General features: G+C 65.7%; 19 protein-coding genes. 5 read left to right on the top strand and 14 right to left on the bottom strand.

Features of this window, described 5'->3' with window-relative positions; genetic code table 11:
• Positions 1–155: 155 nt before the first annotated feature.
• From EET03_RS01300 to EET03_RS01320, 5 genes are all read right to left on the bottom strand, one after another.
• Positions 156–902, bottom strand: a complete 747-nt coding sequence (locus tag EET03_RS01300; protein ID WP_063470367.1) for a succinate dehydrogenase/fumarate reductase iron-sulfur subunit — start codon at positions 900–902, stop codon at positions 156–158.
• The gene (locus EET03_RS01305) at positions 902–2,836 is read right to left on the bottom strand and encodes a fumarate reductase/succinate dehydrogenase flavoprotein subunit (RefSeq protein ID WP_075544862.1); all 1,935 of its coding nucleotides are present in this window, start codon (positions 2,834–2,836) and stop codon (positions 902–904) included. The genes EET03_RS01300 and EET03_RS01305 overlap by 1 nt, the downstream gene beginning before the upstream one ends.
• Before the next feature lie 46 nt (positions 2,837–2,882).
• Positions 2,883–3,704: a hypothetical protein gene (locus EET03_RS01310; RefSeq protein WP_075544861.1), complete on the bottom strand. Its 822-nt coding sequence runs from the start codon at positions 3,702–3,704 to the stop codon at positions 2,883–2,885.
• A 78-nt stretch (positions 3,705–3,782) separates the two neighbouring features.
• A complete protein-coding gene (locus EET03_RS01315) occupies positions 3,783–4,079 on the bottom strand; it encodes a hypothetical protein (RefSeq protein ID WP_063470397.1) in 297 nt (98 codons plus the stop codon).
• A gap of 198 nt (positions 4,080–4,277) precedes the next feature.
• Positions 4,278–4,751 carry an Hsp20/alpha crystallin family protein gene (locus EET03_RS01320; protein WP_075544860.1) on the bottom strand — a complete coding sequence of 158 codons (474 nt, stop codon included), beginning with the start codon at positions 4,749–4,751 and terminating at the stop codon, positions 4,278–4,280.
• A gap of 216 nt (positions 4,752–4,967) precedes the next feature.
• Between EET03_RS01320 and nirB the strand changes: the two genes are divergently transcribed.
• Both nirB and nirD read left to right on the top strand, forming a co-directional pair.
• Positions 4,968–7,541 carry a nitrite reductase large subunit NirB gene (nirB, locus tag EET03_RS01325; RefSeq protein ID WP_099193900.1) on the top strand — a complete coding sequence of 858 codons (2,574 nt, stop codon included), beginning with the start codon at positions 4,968–4,970 and terminating at the stop codon, positions 7,539–7,541.
• Positions 7,542–7,555: 14 nt separating this feature from the next.
• The gene (gene nirD / locus EET03_RS01330; RefSeq protein ID WP_075544859.1) at positions 7,556–7,912 is read left to right on the top strand and encodes a nitrite reductase small subunit NirD; all 357 of its coding nucleotides are present in this window, start codon (positions 7,556–7,558) and stop codon (positions 7,910–7,912) included.
• 48 nt (positions 7,913–7,960) lie between these two features.
• Here nirD and EET03_RS01335 read toward each other — a convergent pair whose 3' ends face one another.
• The 8 genes from EET03_RS01335 to EET03_RS01370 all read right to left on the bottom strand — a co-directional run bounded on the left by EET03_RS01335 (position 7,961) and on the right by EET03_RS01370 (position 15,476).
• On the bottom strand, positions 7,961–8,416 hold the full coding sequence (locus tag EET03_RS01335; protein WP_023369818.1) for a TetR/AcrR family transcriptional regulator: 456 nt from the start codon (positions 8,414–8,416) through the stop codon (positions 7,961–7,963).
• A gap of 97 nt (positions 8,417–8,513) precedes the next feature.
• Entirely contained in the window at positions 8,514–9,239 is a 726-nt protein-coding gene (locus EET03_RS01340; protein ID WP_063470362.1) for a sirohydrochlorin chelatase, read from the bottom strand.
• Positions 9,236–10,378 (bottom strand): uroporphyrinogen-III synthase, encoded by a 1,143-nt coding sequence (locus EET03_RS01345; RefSeq protein ID WP_099193901.1) that lies wholly within the window; start codon positions 10,376–10,378, stop codon positions 9,236–9,238. The genes EET03_RS01340 and EET03_RS01345 overlap by 4 nt, the downstream gene beginning before the upstream one ends.
• A gap of 79 nt (positions 10,379–10,457) precedes the next feature.
• Positions 10,458–11,882 (bottom strand): nitrate/nitrite transporter, encoded by a 1,425-nt coding sequence (locus EET03_RS01350; RefSeq protein WP_099193902.1) that lies wholly within the window; start codon positions 11,880–11,882, stop codon positions 10,458–10,460.
• Between the two features lie 369 nt (positions 11,883–12,251).
• On the bottom strand, positions 12,252–12,806 hold the full coding sequence (locus EET03_RS01355; protein ID WP_075544856.1) for a GNAT family N-acetyltransferase: 555 nt from the start codon (positions 12,804–12,806) through the stop codon (positions 12,252–12,254).
• A 7-nt stretch (positions 12,807–12,813) separates the two neighbouring features.
• Entirely contained in the window at positions 12,814–13,692 is an 879-nt protein-coding gene (locus EET03_RS01360; RefSeq protein WP_063470359.1) for a 5-oxoprolinase/urea amidolyase family protein, read from the bottom strand.
• 15 nt (positions 13,693–13,707) lie between these two features.
• Positions 13,708–14,370 (bottom strand): 5-oxoprolinase subunit B family protein, encoded by a 663-nt coding sequence (locus EET03_RS01365; RefSeq protein ID WP_075544855.1) that lies wholly within the window; start codon positions 14,368–14,370, stop codon positions 13,708–13,710.
• Between the two features lie 113 nt (positions 14,371–14,483).
• Positions 14,484–15,476: an ABC transporter substrate-binding protein gene (locus EET03_RS01370; protein WP_075544854.1), complete on the bottom strand. Its 993-nt coding sequence runs from the start codon at positions 15,474–15,476 to the stop codon at positions 14,484–14,486.
• A 169-nt stretch (positions 15,477–15,645) separates the two neighbouring features.
• On the opposite strand from EET03_RS01370, the gene EET03_RS01375 reads away from it, so the two are divergent.
• Entirely contained in the window at positions 15,646–17,022 is a 1,377-nt protein-coding gene (locus EET03_RS01375) for a NarK family nitrate/nitrite MFS transporter (protein WP_099193903.1), read from the top strand.
• On the opposite strand, the gene EET03_RS01380 is transcribed toward EET03_RS01375, so the two are convergent.
• On the bottom strand, positions 17,023–18,273 hold the full coding sequence (locus EET03_RS01380; RefSeq protein WP_075544852.1) for a DNA polymerase domain-containing protein: 1,251 nt from the start codon (positions 18,271–18,273) through the stop codon (positions 17,023–17,025). It lies immediately after the preceding gene.
• Between the two features lie 67 nt (positions 18,274–18,340).
• Between EET03_RS01380 and fadD2 the strand changes: the two genes are divergently transcribed.
• Both fadD2 and EET03_RS01390 read left to right on the top strand, forming a co-directional pair.
• Positions 18,341–20,014, top strand: coding sequence for a long-chain-fatty-acid--CoA ligase FadD2 (fadD2, locus tag EET03_RS01385; RefSeq protein WP_075544851.1), 1,674 nt, complete (start codon positions 18,341–18,343; stop codon positions 20,012–20,014).
• 163 nt (positions 20,015–20,177) lie between these two features.
• The coding region (locus tag EET03_RS01390; protein ID WP_136625624.1) for a PE family protein at positions 20,178–20,833 on the top strand (656 nt) is incomplete at its 3' end.

Raw genomic sequence — 20,833 nt, forward strand, 5'->3', positions numbered from 1 at the left:
GATGACCCACCAACCGTGTGAGGTCGCATAAGTCAGCGTGGGCGCTCGGCACTCCTCACAGCACACCGCGCACTCCGGCCAGGTCTTCTAACGCCAGCAACCACCGGCGACAATGCCCCACGCACCACCTATGACTTGACACGACCTACAGCCAGCTAGCGCCGGAACAGCTTGTTACCCAGCCACACGACGGGGTCGTATTTGCGGTCGACCACGCGCTCTTTCATCGGGATCAGCGCGTTGTCGGTGATCTTGATGTTTTCCGGGCACACCTCGGTGCAGCATTTGGTGATGTTGCAGTATCCCAGCCCGTGAGCTTCCTGGGCTTCCTTGCGCCGGTCGCGGGTATCCAGCGGATGCATCTCGAGTTCGGCGATCCGCATCAAGAACCGCGGTCCGGCAAATGCTTGCTTGTTTTCCTCGTGGTCGCGGATGACGTGGCAGACGTTCTGGCACAGGAAGCACTCAATGCACTTGCGGAACTCCTGCGAGCGCTGGACATCGGCCTGCGCCATCCGGTACTCGCCCGGCTGAAAATCCTTCGGCGGCGCGAAAGACGGTATCTCGCGGGCCTTTTCGTAGTTGAAGGACACGTCGGCGACGAGATCGCGAATCACCGGGAAGGTGCGCAGCGGCGTGACGGTGACCACCTCGTCCTCGGCGAACGTCGACATCCGGGTCATGCACATCAACCGCGGCCTGCCGTTGATCTCCGCCGAGCATGATCCGCACTTGCCGGCCTTGCAGTTCCAGCGCACCGCCAGGTCGGGCGTCTGGGTCTGCTGCAGACGGTGGATGACGTCGAGTACCACCTCGCCCTCGTTGACCTCGACGGTGAAGTCGCGGAGTTCGCCGCCGCTGTCGTCGCCCCGCCACACTCGCAGGCTAGCGTTGTAACCCATTACGATCTCCGTCCCGGATGGTCGGCCAACTCTTCGTCGGTGTAGTACTTCTCCAGCTCGGAAATGTCGAAGAGTTCCAGCAAGTCCGGTCGCATCGGCACCTGTGACTCCCGGGTGATGGTGATATGGGGATCGTCGCCGGTGTCCCCATCGCCCGCGGCGCGGCAGACCAGCAAGGTGTTGCGCCAGTTGGTGTCCATGCCGGGATGATCGTCACGGGTGTGACCGCCCCGGCTTTCGGTGCGTTCCAGTGCGGCCCGGGCCACGCACTCGCTGACCAGCAGCATATTGCGCAGATCGATGGCCAGGTTCCAGGCCGGGTTGTATTGACGATGCCCTTCCACCTGCACCTTCTGGTACCGCTTCCACAGCTCGCCCAGCAGTGTCAATGCCCTGGTGATCTCGTCTTCTTTGCGGATGATGCCGACCAGGTCGTTCATCACGTGCTGCAAATCCATTTGCAGTGCGTACGGGTTCTCCGACGCCGAACCGTCCGTCGGCCCCTCGAACGGCTTGAGCGCCTGCTTGGCGGCGGCGTCGACGGCCTCCGGTGAAATCGTCGGACGGCTGCTCAGCGCCCGCACGTAGTCGGCGGCGCCCAAGCCCGCCCGCCGGCCGAAAACCAGCAGGTCCGACAGCGAGTTCCCGCCCAGCCGGTTGGACCCGTGCATACCGCCGGAGCACTCGCCGGCGGCGAACAGCCCGGAAACCGTGGCCGCGCCGGTGTCGGCGTCGACCTCGACGCCGCCCATAACGTAGTGACAGGTGGGCCCAACTTCCATCGGCTCCTTGGTGATGTCCACCCCAGCCAGCTCCATGAACTGGTGATACATCGACGGCAGCCGCCGTTTGATCTCCTCGGGCGTCAGCCGGGATGCGATGTCCAGGTAGACGCCGCCGTGCGGGGTGCCCCGACCGGCTTTGACTTCGGAGTTGATCGCCCGCGCGACCTCATCGCGGGGCAGCAGATCAGGGGTACGACGGGCCGAGTCGTTGTCCTTGAGCCACTGGTCGGCTTCTTGCTCGCTCTCGGCATACTGGCCTTTGAACACCGGCGGGATGTAGTCGAACATGAAACGAGAGTTTTCGCTGTTCTTTAACACCCCGCCGTCGCCGCGGACACCCTCGGTGACCAGGATCCCCTTCACGCTGGGCGGCCACACCATGCCGGTCGGGTGGAACTGGACGAACTCCATGTTGATCAGGGACGCGCCGGCCCGCAGCGCCAGCGCGTGCCCGTCGCCGGTGTACTCCCAGGAGTTGGACGTCACCTTGAACGACTTGCCGATCCCGCCGGTGGCCAGCACCACCGCTGGGGCTTCGAACAGGATGAACCGGCCGCTTTCGCGCCAGTAGCCGAACGCTCCGGCAATCCGCTCTTCGTGCTCCGGACCGTCTTTGAGCAACTCGGTGATCGTGCATTCGGCGAACACCCTGATCCGCGCCTCGTAGTCGCCGAGTTCGGCGTAATCCTCCTGCTGCAGCGATACGATCTTCTGCTGCATGGTGCGGATCAACTCCAAGCCGGTGCGGTCGCCGACGTGGGCCAGCCGCGGGTAGGTGTGGCCGCCGAAGTTGCGCTGACTGATCTTGCCGTCTTTGAGGCGGTCGAACAGGGCGCCGTAGGTCTCCAGCTCCCAGACGCGGTCCGGGGCTTCCTTGGCATGCAGTTCGGCCATGCGCCAGTTGTTCAGGAACTTTCCGCCGCGCATGGTGTCGCCAAAATGGGTCTTCCAGTTGTCTTTCGGGTTGGTGTTGCCCATCGCGGCAGCGCAGCCGCCCTCGGCCATCACCGTGTGGGCTTTGCCGAACAGCGACTTGCACACCACCGCGACCTTCAAGCCGCGTTCGCGTGCCTCGATGACCGCCCGCAACCCCGCGCCGCCGGCACCGATGACGACCACGTCGTAAGAGTGCCGTTCGACCTCAACCATGAAACCTCGCTCAGCCTTATCTTTGGGGTGTTACTGAAATGGCTAGTCAGCCAATAAATCTCAAGTCAGTGATGGTTCCGGTGGCCACCAGCATGATGTAGAAGTCGGTCAGCGACAGCGTGCCCAGCGTGATCCACGCGAAGAGCATGTGCCGGGTGTTGAGCTTGCTGACCTGCGTCCAGATCCAATACCGGACTGGGTGTTTGGAGAAATGCTTGAGGCGGCCGCCGGTCACGTGCCGGCATGAATGGCAGGAGATTGTGTAGGCCCACAGCAGCAGCACGTTGGTCACCAAAATGACGTTGCCCAAACCGAAGCCGAAACCGGATGGTGAATGGAAGGCCGTGACCGCGTCGTAGGTGTTGATCACCGACACCACCACGGCAACGTAGAAGAAGTACCGGTGGCTGTTCTGGATGATCAGCGGAAGCCGGGTTTCGCCGGTGTAGTGGGCCCGCGGCTCGGGTATCGCGCAACCGGTCGGTGACTGCCACACCGACCGGTAGTAGGCCTTGCGATAGTAGTAGCAGGTCAGCCGGAAACCCAGTAGGAACGGTAATACCAGCATTCCCAACGGAATCCACCACGGGAAGGGTCCGAACCAGACGCCGAGGTGACTTGCGCCGGGCTCGCAGGACGCGCTGACGCACGGTGAGTAGAACGGTGTCAGGTAGTGGTATTTCTCGACCCAGTAGCCGCTGCCCCAAAAAGCCCGGGTGGTCGCATAGACGATGAACGCCAGGAACCCGATGTTGGTGACCAGCGGTGCCCACCACCAGGTGTCGGTGCGCAGGGTCCGTTCGGGGATTTGCGCCCGGGTGGGTGAGAAAACGCCGGTATCAGGACGGTTCGCCGTGGGTGCGCTCATCTGGTGTGATCCTCTTCGAGTGGTATCTCGTCGAAGGGTACACAGATAGAGGGCCCTGTTTTCGGCGGGGTTTGGTTGTCAGTATCTACTGTGACCGCCGACACCTTCGTCGTCGACGTCGCGCCAGAAATCGCGGTCGTAGTCGGTGTCGGGGATGGCGATCTTCTCGCCGGAATACTGGGCATCGACGCGATCCAGGTCCAACTCGGAGACATCGGTGTCGAGCAATTCGATGTCGGTGAGGATCCGGTCGGCGTCGATGACGATGCGGCGCATGGCCGGGTCGTCGCCGTATCGCGACTTCAGCGAGGTCACGCACCGCCGCAGACCGCCGACGAGGTCGTGCAGTTCGGCGATTTCAGCAGAGGCGGACAACGTATCTCCCTGGAAGCTGATGGTGTTTCGGATCACAATACGTCACCTGATGGTATCCGCACTCCGCGGCGATGCACAGGACATCGCAGCGCCGGCCGAGCCCACCGGAGAGGTCGACCTTCGGCGCGGACCGGGTCCGCAACCGGCTGATCCGGCGGAGCCATCCACCCCGCCGGATCGGGTCGCCGGACTAACCGGTTACTTCGTGATCGCGATGCGCTGTGCTTGATTTCCGGGCTGATTTCCCGCGTAGGCGCCGCTGACCCGCACCGTCAGGACGCCGGCGTCATATGACGCGGTGATGGCCTCCCCGGTGACGTGGGCGGGCAGCTGGAACGAGCGGCGGAATGATCCGTAACGGATCTCCTTCAGGACGCGCCCGTCCGTGTTCTCCGCGTGTTCGTCCCGGTGTTCACCGTGGATGACCAGGTGGCTCACCCCGTTCCTAAGGTCGACCTCGACGTTGACGTCGTTGTCGACGTCGACACCCGGCAGCTCCAGACGGACCACGGCGTCATCGCCGTCTCTGAGGATCTCCGCAGCCGGGCTGAACCCCTTGGTCGCCGGCTTGTACCAGTCCGTCACCGCCGCGGGACCGAAGAAGTCACGCAACAAGCGGTCGGCATCCCAGGCGCCCCGGGCCGGACGTGACCACAATGCGAGATTGCTCATGGATATCTCCTTATGCTTCCTTGTGAGTTAGCTGTGTCCGGCGCTGTGCCGGCCTGGCTATCTCGTAGAACATGAGTCGACTCCGCTAAAGTTCCACCGGGGTTTTCGCCGATAGTGAACGCAGTCACACAGACCGTTCCCAGCTGTGAGCGCCATGTCATCGGGCTGTCACACTAGGCGATTTTGCGGCAATTTTCCGCCTTTAACCTTCATGGCATGGCCTCAGCCGGAACTACTCGCGCGCGCGACGGGGAATCGCCCGGCCGGCGTCACGTGATCGTGGTGGGACACGGCATGGTGGGCCACCGACTGGTGGAGGCACTGCGTGCCCGCGACACCAGCGGCGTGTGGCGGATCACGGTGCTGGCCGAGGAGTCCGACGCTGCCTACGACCGGGTCGGGCTGACGTCCTACACCGAAACCTGGGACCGCGGCCAACTCGCATTGCCAGGCAACGACTATGCCGGTGACGACCGGGTCCGGTTGCTGCTCAACACCCGGGTGACCGAGATCGACCGCGCGACCAAGTCGGTCGTCACCGCCGACGGGCGGCGCCACGGCTACGACGCCCTGGTGCTGGCCACCGGCTCCTACGCATTCGTCCCCCCGGTGCCCGGGCACGACCTGCCCGAATGCCATGTCTACCGCACGCTGGACGACCTCGACGCTATCCGCGCCGGCGCCCAACACACACTGAACTCGGCTCACACCGACGCCGGAGTGGTCGTCGGCGGCGGCCTGCTGGGACTCGAAGCCGCCAATGCGCTGCGCCGTTTCGGGTTGCAGCCGCACGTCGTCGAGATGATGCCCCGATTGATGGCCCAGCAGATCGACGAGGCCGGCGGCGCCCTGCTCGCCCGCATGATCACTGACCTGGGGATCGCCGTCCACGTTGGCACGGGCACTGAATCCATTGAGCCCGTTGAACACTCAGATGGCTCAGCGTCGGTTCGGGTGCGGCTAACGGACGGTGACACCATCGATGCGGGCGTGGTGATCTTCGCCGCCGGCATCCGACCGCGCGACGAGTTGGCTAAGGCGGCGGGCCTGGCGATCGCGCAACGTGGCGGCGTACTCACCGACTTGTCTTGCCGGACAAGCGATCCCGATATCTATGCGGTCGGGGAAGCGGCGGCAATTGAGGGGTGCTGCTACGGCCTGGTCGGACCGGGATACACCAGCGCCGAGGTGGTGGCGGACCGGCTGCTGGGCGGTGCTGCCGAGTTCCCGGAGGCGGATCTGTCGACAAAGCTCAAGCTGCTGGGCGTCGACGTCGCCAGCTTCGGCGACGCGATGGGCGCGACCGAGAACTGCCTCGAGGTCGTCATCAACGACGCGGTGAAGCGCACCTACGCCAAGCTGGTGCTCTCCGACGACGCCAAGACACTGCTGGGCGGTGTGCTCGTGGGTGACGCCTCGTCGTACGGGGTGCTGCGGCCCATGGTCGGCAGCGAGTTGCCCGGGGATCCGCTGGCGCTGATCGCGCCGGCCGGATCCGGCCAGGGCGGTGGTGCGTTGGGCGTTGGGGCGCTGCCGGATTCGGCGCAGATCTGCTCCTGCAACAACGTCACCAAGGGCGACCTGAAGTGCGCGATCGCCGACGGTTGCGCCGATGTGCCCGCCCTCAAGGCATGCACCGCGGCCGGCACCTCGTGCGGGTCCTGCGTGCCGTTGCTGAAGCAGCTGCTGGAAGCCGAAGGAGTCGAGCAGTCCAAGGCGCTGTGCGAGCACTTCAGCCAGTCGCGGGCGGAGCTGTTCGAGATCATTTCGGCCACCGAGATCCGGACCTTCTCCGGCCTGCTGGAGCGTTTCGGCCGCGGAAAGGGTTGCGACATCTGCAAACCCGTGGTCGCCTCGATCTTGGCCTCCACCGGCTCCGACCACATCCTGGACGGCGAGCAAGCCGCGCTGCAGGATTCCAACGACCACTTTCTGGCCAACATTCAGAAGAACGGCAGCTACTCGGTGGTCCCGCGGGTCCCCGGTGGTGACATCAAGCCCGAGCACCTGATCCTGATCGGCCAGATCGCCCAGGAATTCGGGCTGTACACCAAGATCACCGGCGGTCAGCGGATCGACATGTTCGGCGCCCGGGTGGATCAGCTGCCGCTGATCTGGAAGCGGCTGGTCGACGCAGGCATGGAGTCCGGCCACGCCTATGGCAAGGCGCTGCGGACCGTGAAGAGCTGCGTGGGCAGCGACTGGTGCCGCTACGGGCAGCAGGATTCGGTGCAGCTGGCCATCGATCTCGAATTGCGCTACCGCGGCCTGCGCGCACCGCACAAGATCAAACTGGGCGTTTCGGGCTGTGCGCGGGAATGCGCCGAGGCACGCGGCAAGGACGTGGGTGTCATCGCCACCGAAAAAGGCTGGAACCTCTACGTGGGCGGCAATGGTGGCATGACTCCCAAGCATGCCCAGCTGTTGGCCGGCGACCTCGACACCGAGACACTGGTCCGTTACATCGACCGGTTCCTCATGTACTACATCCGCACGGCCGACCGGCTGCAACGCACCGCGCCGTGGGTGGAATCGCTGGGGCTCGACCACGTGCGCGAGGTCGTCTGCGAAGACTCACTCGGCCTGGCCGAGGAATTCGAGTCCGCAATGGTGCGGCACGTTGCCAACTACAAGTGCGAATGGAAGGGCGTGCTGGAGGATCCGGACAAACTGTCACGGTTCGTCTCCTTCGTCAACGCCCCCGACGCGGTCGACTCGACCGTGACGTTCACCGAGCGTGCCGGGCGCAAAGTCCCTGTGCCCATTGGCATGCCGCGGATGCGCTCATAGTCAAGGAGGGAATCATGACACTTCTCAACGACATTCAGGTCTGGACCACCGCGTGTGCGTACGACCAGCTCATTCCCGGGCGTGGTGTCGGTGTGCTGCTCGACGACGGTAGCCAGGCGGCGCTGTTCCGGTTGGACGACGGCTCGGTTCGCGCGGTCGGCAACGTGGACCCGTTCTCCGGCGCGGCCGTGCTGTCCCGCGGGATCGTCGGCGATCGCGGCGGCCGGGTCACGGTCCAATCACCGATTCTGAAGCAGGCTTTCGCGCTCGACGACGGTCGCTGCCTGGACGATCCGCGGGTGTCGGTACCGGTTTACCCGGCGCGCGTCACACCCGAAGGCCACATCCAGGTCGCGCGGATCGCAGCCTGACAGCGCCGACCGCTGGGCTATCGGGCCTGGCGAGGCCTACCCGATGGTTTAGCCGCGGCTGATATCTCCGACGAGGTAGCGCTGCATCGTCGGGCCGATCGCGTCGACAAGGGCCTCCACCGACATGGAATGCAGCGGTTCCGAGCGCACCCCGTAGCGCATGATGCCCAGCCCGACCAGCTGCGACGCGCATAACGAGGCCCGGACGGCGATCTTGTCGACCCCCAGCATCTTCAGCAGTGGGTTGAAAACCGGCCCGATAAACATCGCCTGAACGATTTCGGCGGTCTTGGCCAGGCCTGTGGACGCGATGGCGCTGGCCGCAAAGGGACCGCCGCCCGCGGCGTCCCAGGTGGTAATCAGCATGTAAAGCGTTCGGCGGCCGACCTGGTTGACGCTTCCGGTAACGATTTTGTCGATGAATTCCGGTGTGCTGAACGGCAGCCGCAGCATCTTGGCTACCGGGTCGAGGAGCCCGCGTGAGGGCTCCTGGTGATGGGCCATGGTGTCAGGATTGCGCGGATGTGATCAAAGTTCAAGCGTCCGTGACGCCGGCGTGCCATTCCGGCAGAGCCGTGCCGGCAAAGAACTTGCCTTCCACCTAATTCGGCATGCGTTGCATCCGCCGGCCGTCCAATCGGCACCGGATGGCGCCGCGGAATCGTCCGGCGATCAACCGTGCCAATCCTGGATGCTCGCCCAGCGGCGGCGTCACCAGATCGGCACCGCAGGCGCGAAGTCGTTCTTGAAACAGACCTTCGGCCAGCAGATAAGAGACGACCACGACGCGGCGAGCACCGCTTCGGCGGGCGTCGGTAACGGCCGTGCACACATCCGGACCGCCGGTGGCCGCGAACGCCAGCTCCACGTGGGACCCGGTAAGCGTCGACAGGAACGTCTGAGCGGTGTGCAGGTCGGCGTGTGCTCGGCGGTCCGATGTTCCCGCCGCCGCCAAGATCAGCGAATCTCCTGGACGCCAACCGGATTTCACCAGCTGGTGGGCGAGGATTCTGGTGATCTCGCGGCTGGGCCCCAATGCCGGGGTGACGGTGACGTCCGGATGGCCGCTGGCGGTGACATGAGCCGGCAGGTCGGTTCGGACGTGGTATCCGCGAGACAAGAAGGCGGGCACCAGGATTGCGGGTTTGGCCGATACCGCTAACGGGGACAATCCGGAGAGCACTTCGCTGGGTGTGGGTCCCAGCACGTCGACAAACGCAACGTGCACAGTCTGGTCGATCAGTGCGCTTACCCGCGCGGCAAGGTCGCCGATCATTGCGACACCGGCCGGTCTGCGGGTGCCGTGTGCCGTCAGGATCAGACTCATGCGTCGTCCTGCGTGTCGACGGCCAGCCGGTAGCCCCGTTTGACCACCGTTGCAATGATGTTCTTGTCGCCCAGTGCCGTTCGCAACCGCAGCACGGCGGTGTCGACGGCGTGGGTGTCGTCGCCGTTGCCGGGTAACAGGGCGAGCAGTTTGTCGCGCCCGACGACGTCGCCGGGGCGTCGGGCCAACGCATGCAGAATCGCCATTCCCGATGCCGGCAGCGTCTTGATGGAATCGTCGACCAGCACGCAGGTCCCGCGGATATCGACGACGTGCCCTGCGGCCGTTAGGGTGCACGGTCCGAGCCGTGGCAATTCTTCGGCGATATGCCGGGCCAGGGCCCCCAACCGCATTCGTTCCGGAGCCGACGTGGGGATGCCGTTTCGCGTCAAGGGGCGCGACGTGATCGGGCCCACGCACATCGCGTGCACACCGTTTCGCAGCGCCGCCAATAGCTGCTCCTCGATACCCAACTGGCGGCCGCGCTCCAGTACCGCCGCTGCGGCTGGTGCCGAGGTGAAACTGACCGCGTCGAATTGTCTTCGGGCGATGCCGGCGACCAACTGGTCGAATTCACCGCCCAATGGTGTTGGTTTCCAGCGGTATACCCGGATAGTCACCACTTCGGCACCCGCCGAGCGCAACCCGCCGACAAACTCTGGAAACGGGTCCCAACCGTCGGCGGCGCCGTGCAGTTGGACGGCGATCCGCTTCCCGGATACGCCGGATCGCAGCAGATAGTCCAAAACCTCCAGCGACGACTCCGAATCCGGGGACCATTCTTCGCGTAACCCGGCGGCGCGCAACTCCCCGGTGGCTTTCGGCCCGCGAGATATGACCCGGGCCGTAGACAGCACTTCGATCAGCCCGCCGGCCAACCCCCACCCCTCGGCGGCGGCTATCCAGCCCCGAACGCCGATGCCGGTGTGCGCCACGAGTATGTCCGGCGGATCGGCAATCAACGCCTGGGTATTGCGGTGGAGTTCGTCGTCGTCGGGCAGCGCGATCATGGAGATCGCCGGGGCACTGCATACCTCGGCACCCTGGCGGCGCAGCAACGCGCACAGCTCGTCGGCGCGGCGAGCCGATGTCACTGCAATGCGGTAGCCCCGCAGTGGCTCAGAGGTCCGCTGGGCCATATCAACATGTCTATGCCTCGGAAATTTCAGCGGCGTTACAAGGCAATTGCCTGGGCGTTGCCCATGGCTGAGGCGGTGTTCACACCCGGGCGAGCTCGGCTGGGGCCTTCGCGTCGTGGACCTTTGTCTCCGAAACCGGTCCGCGTACGTACATCATCCAGGTCAGGACGGCGGCAACGACATAGGAAGCCAGGAACGCCCAGTACGCGGACGTCTCGGTGCCGCTCCTGAGGTAGGACTCACGCAGCGCCAGGTTGATACCCACACCGCCGAGTGCGCCGACCGCCGAACAGATTCCAATGAGCGATCCCGACATGGCACGCGCCCAGTGGCGGCGTTCGGCGTCGGTGACCAGCAGCGACCTGCTGCGCGCCTGGAACACCGACGGAATCAGTTTGAACACCGACCCATTGCCCATTCCGGACAAGATGAACAGCGCCATGAATCCGATGATCACCACGACCCGGACGACCCAAACGGCGTAGCCCACCATCGCGGTGGTTGTTGTCGCCGCGGCATGATCGGTGTAAGTGCTGATGCCGACCAGCATCCCGGCGGCCACGATCATGCCGGCCAGCACGCCGAGCGTGACGCGGCTGCCGCTGGTGCGATCGGCCAAGCGTCCGCCGTATATCCGGGCGAGGGAGCCCAATAGTGGGCCGACGAAGGCGATTTGGGCGGCGTGCAGTGACGCATGCTTCGCGGTTTCGCCGTTGGCCGTGAAATTGACCTCCAAGACCTGCCCGAACGCGAACGAAAACCCGATCCAGGTGCCGAACGTACAGACGTAGAGCAGCGAAATCACCCAGGTGTCGCGGTCGAACAGGATCGACCGTATGTGGTTGATCTCGATGCGGTGCTCGAGATTGTCCATGAACACCGCCGCCGCGATGCCCACGACCGCCAGCAGCACCAGATACGTGGCACACACCCAGTACGGTGCCTCGTGGCCCGCTGTGGCCAGCACCAAGAGGCCGACCAGTTGGATCACCGCGACCCCGAGGTTGCCGACGCCGGCGTTGACGGCCAGCGCCGCACCCTTGAGCCGTTGCGGGTAGAACGCATTGACGTTGGCCAACGAGGCCGCGTAGTTGCCGCCGCCCAGCCCGGTCAGCGCCGCGCACACCACATACGGCCACAGCGGCAGTCCGGGGTTGGCCAGCAGCACGATGGTGCCGGCCGTCGGGATCAACAGAACGAATGCCGAGATGGTCGTCCAGTTGCGGCCGCCGAACTTCGCGATACCCAGGGTGTACGGGATACGCACGCAGCCACCGACCAGCGTGGCGACCGCGCCGAGCAGCAACTTGTCGCCGGCGGAAAACCCGTAGACCGACGCCGGCATGAACAACACCATCACCGACCACAGGGACCATATCGAGAAGGCCACATGGTCGCCGGCCATCGTGCACAGCAGATTGCGCCGCGCGATCCGTTTGTTACCGGCTTCCCAGGCCGCGATGTCTTCCGGATTCCAGTCCGGGAGGCGATGGTTGCGGCCCATATGGTCTTTACCTTTCGTGCGCGGTGTTCGGTCCCGAACAGACGTCACGAGCGCGGCACCCTTAACGGCGTGCACTCAAACCCCCGTCGAGCGATCCCACCGCAACTTGTTTCGGCCATCCGGCGGGATGCAGGCAGCCCGCGGTCACCAGGCATGTGTCGCAGTCCTTTCGATGCTCACATCGAGTATGGAAGTGAGTCAACCTGATGCGGGCGATATCGCCTGAAAGTTGAATTCCAGTTGTCTGTAGGCTTCCTGGCAGGCGTCTCGAGTAATGCGTCGAATGTGCTGCGGATCACCGACGTTCACTGTGTGTTTGAGCAGAAGTCGTTGGCGCACAATGAAATTGCGGCGTCGATCATGCGTCGGTTACCAGAAGTCGCCGGCGCGCCAATCGCACATCAGTCCCGCCGATGTGTCCAGAGTGTCCAGAGTAACCTCGACCGGCAGGACGAATATGGTGCCGTCGTCGTCGGGAGTGCGCACCGGGCCGGTGGGCGCCAGCACCGACGTCGGGCCGAGCCAAGGCAACCAGCCCCGCGACGCGTACAGCCTGCGGGCTCGTGCCGAGGAGCTGAGCGCGCCGAGTTGATAGGCGCCACGTATCACCTGTTCGCCGGCGTCCAACAGTGCCGTCACCAGCCCTTGGCCGCGCCAATCTTCACGTACCGCAACGCCTTCGACGTAACCGCAGCGTAACGCGTTGCCCTGGTATATCAGCCGTCGCTGCACCACGGCGGCATGCGCGATGATCGCGCCGTGGTGCCAGATCAGGGCATGCATCCCGCCCAGGGCGTGTTCCCAGTCGTTTTCGGTGAAGTCGCCGGCGAAGGCGTCGGCCACCATCTGATGGATGCGCTGGCGCGTCTCGCCGTCCAGATCGGAGGTGTGCACCAAGCGTGCGGTGTGGACCTGGGCGTGCACGGGCCGGCTAACGGACCTGCGTGCGGGGCCTCGCCCATTGCAGCCGCACATGCTGGCCCGGCCGCACCTGGGCGATCTTGTCGATGTCCTCGTCGATCACCACACCCACCACCGGGTAGCCGCCGGTAAGCGGGTGATCGGGACCCAAGATCACCGGTAAGCCATTGGGCGGCACCTGGATGGCGCCGCGGGTGGTGCCCTCACTGGGCAGCTGCCGGTCCGGGTCGCGGTGCTGCAGCGGACGCCCGACCAGCCGCGTCCCGACCCGGTCGCTGTGGTCGGAGACCACCCAGTCGGTGTGGACCAGAGCGTCGGGATCGACCACCCAGTCGTCGCGCGGACCCGGTATCGCCAGCAGTTCGACCGTGGCGCCGGTGAAGGCGGCCACCGGGGCCTGGTCGAGTTCGGGATAGTCCGCGGTGTGTTCGCCGACCGGCAGCAGGTCGCCGGCTTGCAGCGGCGCGGGGCCGATCGCCGACATCACGTCGTAGCTCCGCGAACCCAGCACCGGGGTGACGCAGATGCCGCCGCGCACAGCCAGATACGTCCGAAGCCCGGCGCGCGGCGTACCCAGCGAAATCACCTCGCCATCACGGACGTGGTGAATGCTGTTGGTGCCGAACATGATTCCATTGACAGTCGGATCGGTGTCAGCACCCGTCACAGCGATGTCCACGTCGCCGCCGCGAACCCGCGCCGAGAACCCGCCGAACGTGACCTCGACGGTGGCCCGATCGTCGGGGTTGGCGACCAGCCGGTTGGCCAGGGTGTGGGAGCGGCGGTCGGCGGCTCCGGAGCGGCCGACACCGAGATGGGCAAGGCCGGCGCGGCCGAGATCTTCGACGATGGCCAGCGGGCCGGTGCGCAGGACTTCCAGGATCGCCATGGCAGCTGCTCCTTGCTACGCGGCCCGGAACCGCACCCACATGCCCTGCATGAGCAGCGCGGGGTTGGGTCTGGTGACGTCCCACAGGACGGCTTCGGTGTGGCCGATGATCTGCCATCCGCCCGGCGACTGGCGAGGATATACCGCGCTGAATTCGCCTGCGAGAGCGACCGATCCGGCTGGCACCACGATTCGCGGTTCGGATTTGCGAGGTACCCGCAGCTGTGGGTCGCCGCCGATGAGATAGGCGAAACCGGGCGAGAACCCGTTGAATCCCACCCGCCACGGGGTTGCGGTGTGGGCGTTGATGATCTGTGCGGCGGTCAGGCCGGTGTGGCCGGCGACCTCGGCGAGATCCGGGCCATCGTAGACGACGTCGATGACGGGGTGATCACCCCGGTGATCCGGCGGTGCTGCCGGATCACCGACCGGCAACCGGCGCAGCCGCTGGCGGGTAACCCCCTGGAAGCGGGGCGCGACCAGTTTGACCAACACCGTCCGCAAAGCCGGAACGATGTCGACCACTCCCGGCAGGGCCGCCGCGCGCAGTGCGTCGGTCCACGCCAAAACCTCAGCGGTACTGTCACATTGCACCATCAGCGCCTGGTCGCCGTAGTCCAGAACGGTGCGCGTCACCGCGTCGGTTGCGGGGTCGCTGGAGAGGTTCGTCACACTCATCTTTCGACGGTAGCCCCGTTATCGGCGCTCGGGCGAGGGATCTTGGAGCACTGCCAGAGGTGCCTTAGCAAACGCTCATGTGGATGCGGTCAGCGGCAGTGCCAACCGGGAATTCAGCCCAGGATTGCGCCGATCTGCGGGGGCAGCTGATCGGCCACCAGAGGATAACTCAGCGGCGATGCGAACGCGATCGCTCCGGCCAGGTCTTTGGTGGTGAAGATGTGGCGCTTCTGGGCGGTCGCCCCCGCAGCCGCTATCGCGGGGTCGGCCAGCAACGCCTGCTGCTCCTCCGGGCTCTCGGTGGACCAGATCAACACATCGGCGGAATCGAGCACCTCTTTGATGTGCCCGGGGGTGATGACCGCGACGTGGTCGGCGGCGTAGGGCTTGATGGCGTCGGAGACGACCAGACCCATCTGGTTGAGGAAGTCGGTGCGCCAGCCGGCCATGGTGGCGACCACGTTGCCCTGCCGCAGCCTGCCCTGCAGCAGCAGTGCCTTCTTGCCCTTCCATTGCGGATTCTTCTGGGCGACCTCGGCGAACTTGCGGTCGACGTCGTCGATCAGCGACTTCATCTGGTCGGCCTGGAAAACCGCCTGGCCGACGGTGGTCGCCTGGTCCTTCCACGGCTCGAAGAACGCGTCGCCGTCGGACTGCGGGATGGTCGGGGCGATCGCCGACAGCTTCTGATAGGTGTCGGCGTCGACGCCGGCGTTGATGGCCACGATCAGGTCGGGCTTCAGGCCGGCAATCTGATCGACCGCAATTCCGTTGTCCAGGTTCAACACCACCGGCTGCGCCGCTCCGAGCTTGGGTTGGGCCCACGGCCATACGGCGAACGGTTGGTCGCCGAACCAGTTGGTCACCGCGATCGGCACCACCCCCACGGCCAGTAAGTCGTCCTGTTCGGTGAAGCCCGCACTGACCACGCGCTTCGGCGGCTCTTTGACGACGGTCTTGCCGAATAGGTGAGTGATGGTCACCGCCCCACCGCCGGGTGTGCCCGGTTTCGGTCCGTGTGACGAACACCCCGAAATCCCCGCGGCGACGAGCCCTGTTGCTCCAGCGACCTGCAGGAATCCGCGCCGACTCCATCCCAGTTGCACCGCGTGAGACTATCGCGTGCCCGGGTCGGCTCACCGCCGCGCAATGCCGGTGCGTCCCGCCGTCGCCGCATTTTTCTGACAGGCATCGCAAGACCGTTGTGATGTTTGCTTTTCGGCCACGTAACTGCGGGCGCCGGAGCCGGTAACAGCGCGCCGTTAGCGTCGAGCCATGACCATTGCCCCGGTAATCCAGCAGGCGCCACCGCGCGCGCCTTATGTCGAAGGTCCCTGGATTGACGACTGGCGCCCGGAAGACCCCGAGTTCTGGGAGCGCACCGGCAGACCGATCGCCCGGCGTAACCTCGTTTTCTCCATCTTCGCCGAGCACGTCGGGTTCAGCGTGTGGATGCTGTGGAGCATCGTGGTGGTGCACATGACGGCCGTCGGTGGCCACCCTGCCCCCTCTGGCTGGGCGCTGTCGGCCAGCCAGGCGCTATGTCTGGTCGCGGTGCCCAGCGGGGTCGGTGCGTTGCTGCGGTTGCCCTACACATTTGCCGTCCCGATCTTCGGTGGCCGCAACTGGACGATCATCTCGGCAGCGTTGTTGGTCATTCCCTGTCTGCTGCTGTCCTGGGCGGTAAGTCATCCCGGCATCCCATTCGTGCTGCTGGTCGTGATCGCCGCGACGGCTGGGGTAGGGGGCGGCAACTTCGCCTCCTCGATGGCCAACATCTCGTTCTTCTTCCCGGAGCGCGACAAGGGCTGGGCGCTGGGTCTCAACGCGGCCGGGGGCAACATCGGGGTTGCGGTGGTGCAGAAGGTCATTCCGTCGGTCGTGGTCGCCGGTGGCGGGGTGGCGCTGGCACGTGCCGGATTGTTGTTCGTCCCGTTGGCCGTGGCCGCCGCGGTGTGTGCCTACCTGTTCATGAACAACCTCACCGAGGCCAAAGCTGACGTGAAACCCGTTTGGCAGGCATTGCGGCACACCGACACCTGGGTCTTGTCGTTGTTGTACATCGGCACTTTCGGATCCTTCATCGGCTACTCGGCGGCCTTTCCGACCTTGCTGACCAGCGTCTTCGGCCGCGGCGACATCGCGTTGGGCTGGGCTTTCCTGGGCGCTGCCATCGGATCCGTCATCCGTCCACTGGGTGGCAGGCTCGCTGATCGGATCGGCGGTGCCCGGATCACCGCCGGCAGCTTCGTCATGCTCGCAATCGGAGCGGCAGCGGCGCTGTGGTCGGTTCAGGCGGTCGACTTGCCGCTGTTCTTCCTCAGCTTCATGTTCTTGTTCGTGGCCACTGGTATCGGCAACGGATCGACCTACCGGATGATCTCCCGGATTTTCACGGTCAAAGGTGAGCTCGCCGGCGGTGACCCCGACACCATGGTCCAGATGCGCCGCCAGGCCGCGGGTGCGTTGGGCGTCATCTCCGCGGTCGGTGCCCTCGGCGGGTTTCTGGTGCCGTTGGCGTATGCGTGGTCCAAGGCGCAGTTCGGCAGCATCGAACCGGCGCTGCGCTGCTACGTGGTCTTCTTCCTGGGCCTGCTGATCGTGACGTGGTACCGCTACCTGCGCAGGGGAGCCGCGACGAGTCGGGTGTGATCAGGTGTCCGTGGGTTTCGGCTTGGGCGGATACTCCGGCCAGGGGCTGTAGTCGGCGATCAGCTCCTCCTGCGCGGGACGCTGGTCGGGCGGCACGTGCTGCAGGTTGATCCGGATCCGGTACCAGAGGGAACTGGGCCCGCGCATCCCGTCGACCAGCACGTCGGCGGGCTGCAGCAGGTCGGCTGCGGCGGGATGGCGGTGGCGCCAGGTGTCCAGCGCGGCCATCGCCTCGTCCCGGGTCTTGGTGCGCGCGACCTCGATGAGCGGCTTGGCGGACCGGCGCCGGCCGCCGGCCCGTGGGCCGGCCCCTTTGGGCGCCTTTTCCGGCGGCCCCAATTCCTCGGCCAGCATGAGCAGCCGGTCCAGGTGGCCCACGGCCGCGTCGATCCTCGCCCACGGGTCACCCAGCTCGGCGAACCGGTCCGGAACGGTACGCAAGGTGAAGTCCTCCGGATGGCAGTCGGGCACCTCGTCCCAGCCCAGCGGGGTCGATACCTGGGCGTCGGGAGTGGCCCGCACCGAGTAAGCCGACGCGACCGTACGGTCTTTGGCGTTTTGGTTGAAGTCGACGAACACGCCCTCGCGTTCTTCCTTCCACCAGCGGCTGGTTGCGGCGTCGGGCACGCGCCGTTCGACTTCGCGCGCAACGGTCTGGGCAGCCAACCGGACCTTCGAGAACGGCCAGCGCGGCGCGATCCGGGAATACACATGGAAGCCGCGCGACCCGGACGTCTTGGGCCAGCCGGTCAGGCCGTAGTCCTCGAGCACCTCACGCACCACCACGGCGACGTCGATGATGTGCCGCCACTCGACGCCCGGCATCGGGTCCAGGTCGATCCGCAGCTCGTCGGGATGGTCGAGGTCACCGGCCAGCACCGGATGCGGATTGAGGTCGACGCAGCCCAGGTTGACCACCCACGCCAGTCCCGCCGCGTCGTGGATGACGGCTTCCTTGGCGGACGTGCCCGACGCGTAGCGCAGTTCGGCGACGTCGACCCAGTCCGGGCGGTTGGCGGGTGCGCGCTTCTGGAACACCGCTTCTTCGGAGATGCCTTTGACGAAGCGCTTCAGGATCATCGGCCGGCCGGCCACCCCGCGCAGCGCGCCATCGGCAACCGAGAGGTAGTAACGCACCAGGTCGAGCTTGGTGTGTCCGGATCGGCCGTCCGGGCCGGGAAACACCACCCGGTCCGGATGGGTGATGGTGACGCGGTGTCCGGCGACGTCCAGTGATGCCGGACCGGTCATGGGAGTCCATGCTAATTCCGGAATACCTTCTGGTCGCTTTGCGACTCCCGTCACATATTGTGAGGTTATGCCTAACCTCAGTGACTTGCCCGGGCTCGGAAAGATCCAGCAATACGTCGACCGCGGTACCTCCGAACTGCACTACGTGCGCAAGATCGTCGAATCGGGCGCGTTCCGGTTGGAGTCGCCGCTGAACTATGCCGCGATGGCAAACGAAATCGTGAAGTGGGGCGAGTTCGGTATGCTGCCGTCGCTGAACGCCCGACGCCACCCGGACCGGGCGGCCTGCATAGACGAAGACGGCGAGTTCACCTACAAGCAGCTCGACGAGGCCGCCCACGCCGTGGCCAACGCCCTGCTCGCCAAGGGGGTTCGGGCCGGCGACGGGGTGGCCCTGCTGGCGCGCAACCACCGCTGGTTCCTCATCGCCAACTACGGCGCCGCCCGGGTGGGAGCCCGCATCATCTTGCTCAACAGCGAGTTCTCCGGCCCGCAGATCAAAGAGGTGTCGGAGCGCGAAGGCGCCAAGCTGATCATCTACGACGACGAGTACACCAAGGCCGTCAGCAAGGCCGAGCCGCCGCTGGGCAAGCTTCGCGCCCTGGGCACCAATCCCGATAAAGACCAGCCGTCGGGCAGCACCGACGAGACCCTGGCCGACCTGATCGCGCGCAGCAGCACCGCGCCCGCCCCCAAGGCCGGCAAGCACGCGTCGATCATCATCCTGACCAGCGGAACCACCGGCACCCCGAAGGGCGCCAACCGCAGCACCCCGCCGACGCTGGCGCCCGTCGGCGGCATCCTGTCGCACGTTCCTTTCAAGGCCAACGAGGTGACGTCGCTGCCGGCGCCGATGTTCCACGCGCTGGGTTACCTGCACGCCACCATCGCGATGTTCCTCGGTTCGACGCTGGTGCTGCGACGGAAGTTCAAGCCGCCGCTGGTGCTGGAAGACATCGAGAAGCACAAGGTGACCGCCATGGTGGTGGTGCCGGTGATGCTGTCGCGCATCCTCGACGCGGTCGAGAAGATGCACAAAAAGCCCGATCTGTCCAGCCTGAAGATCGTGTTCGTTTCCGGGTCGCAGCTGGGCGCCGAGTTGGCTTCGCGCGCGCTCAAGGATCTCGGGCCGGTCATCTACAACATGTACGGATCGACCGAGATCGCGTTCGCCACCATCGCCGGACCGAAGGACCTGGAGCGCAACCCCGCGACGGTCGGACCGGTCGTCAAGGGCGTGAAGGTCAAGATTCTCGACGAGAACGGCAACGAGCTTTCCCAAGGCGAGGTCGGGCGGATCTTCGTCGGCAACGCCTTCCCGTTCGAGGGCTACACCGGCGGCGGGCACAAGCAGATCATCGACGGGCTGATGTCCTCGGGTGACGTCGGCTATTTCGATGAGCACGGACTGCTCTACGTCAGCGGCCGCGACGACGAGATGATCGTCTCCGGCGGGGAGAATGTGTTCCCGGCCGAGGTAGAGGATCTGATCAGCGGGCATCCCGACGTGGTGGAAGCCACCGCCATCGGTGTCGAGGACAAGGAGTGGGGTGCGCGGCTGCGCGCATTCGTGGTGAAGAAGCCCGATGCCGAGGTCGACGAGGACACCATCAAGCACTATGTGCGCGACCACCTTGCGCGTTACAAGGTGCCGCGGGAGGTGATCTTCCTCGACGAGCTGCCGCGCAATCCCACCGGCAAGATCCTCAAGCGTGAACTGCGCGAGATGGAGGTCGAGTAACAGCTATCCCCGCAACGGGGACCCCTGCGAATTCTCCGCGCCGCCACCGGGTTCGGAGAAACACGACCTGCTGCACCTACCGAGTGGTGTAATTTGCTGAGCTCATCCAGCCGAGCGGCGGGTGCATGTCGGTGGCGCGGTCAGTTGATGTCAGGGGTGTGGGATGTTGTTTGTGATGGCGGCGCCGGATGCGGTGGCCTCGACGGCTGCACGGCTTGCGGATTTGGGTTCGGCGCTGGGCGTCGCCAATGCGGCCGCGACGGCCTCCACCACGGGGATTCTGGCTGCGGCTCAGGATGAGGTGTCGGCGGCGATCGCGGCGGTGTTTTCCGGGCACGGCCAGGCGTATCAGGGGCTGAGTGCGCAGGCGGCGTTGTTTCATGAGCGGTTCGTGCGGGCGTTGAGCGCCGGTGCGGGCGCGTATGCCGGCGCCGAGGCCGCCAATGCCTCGCCGTTGCAGGGCCTGCTCGATGCGATCAACGCGCCCGCCCAGGCAACGACCGGACGTCCGTTGATCGGTAACGGTGCCAACGGGGCCCCCGGCAGCGGCGCCAATGGGGCACCGGGTGGCTGGTTGCTCGGTGACGGCGGGGCCGGCGGGTCGGGCGCGCCGGGGCAGAACGGCGGCACCGGCGGGGCCGCCGGGCTGCTGGGTTCCGGCGGTGCCGGCGGGAACGGCGGGAACTCCTCGACCGGTAACGGCGGTGCCGGTGGGGCCGGTGGGGCCGGTGGTTGGTTGTCGGGTAATGCCGGTGCCGGCGGTGCCGGCGGAGCCAGCACCTTCGCGGGCGGTGTTGGTGGGCTCGGTGGGGCGGGCGG

The organism is Mycobacterium innocens, assembly GCF_900566055.1.
Classification (GTDB): Bacteria; Actinomycetota; Actinomycetes; order Mycobacteriales; family Mycobacteriaceae; genus Mycobacterium; species Mycobacterium innocens.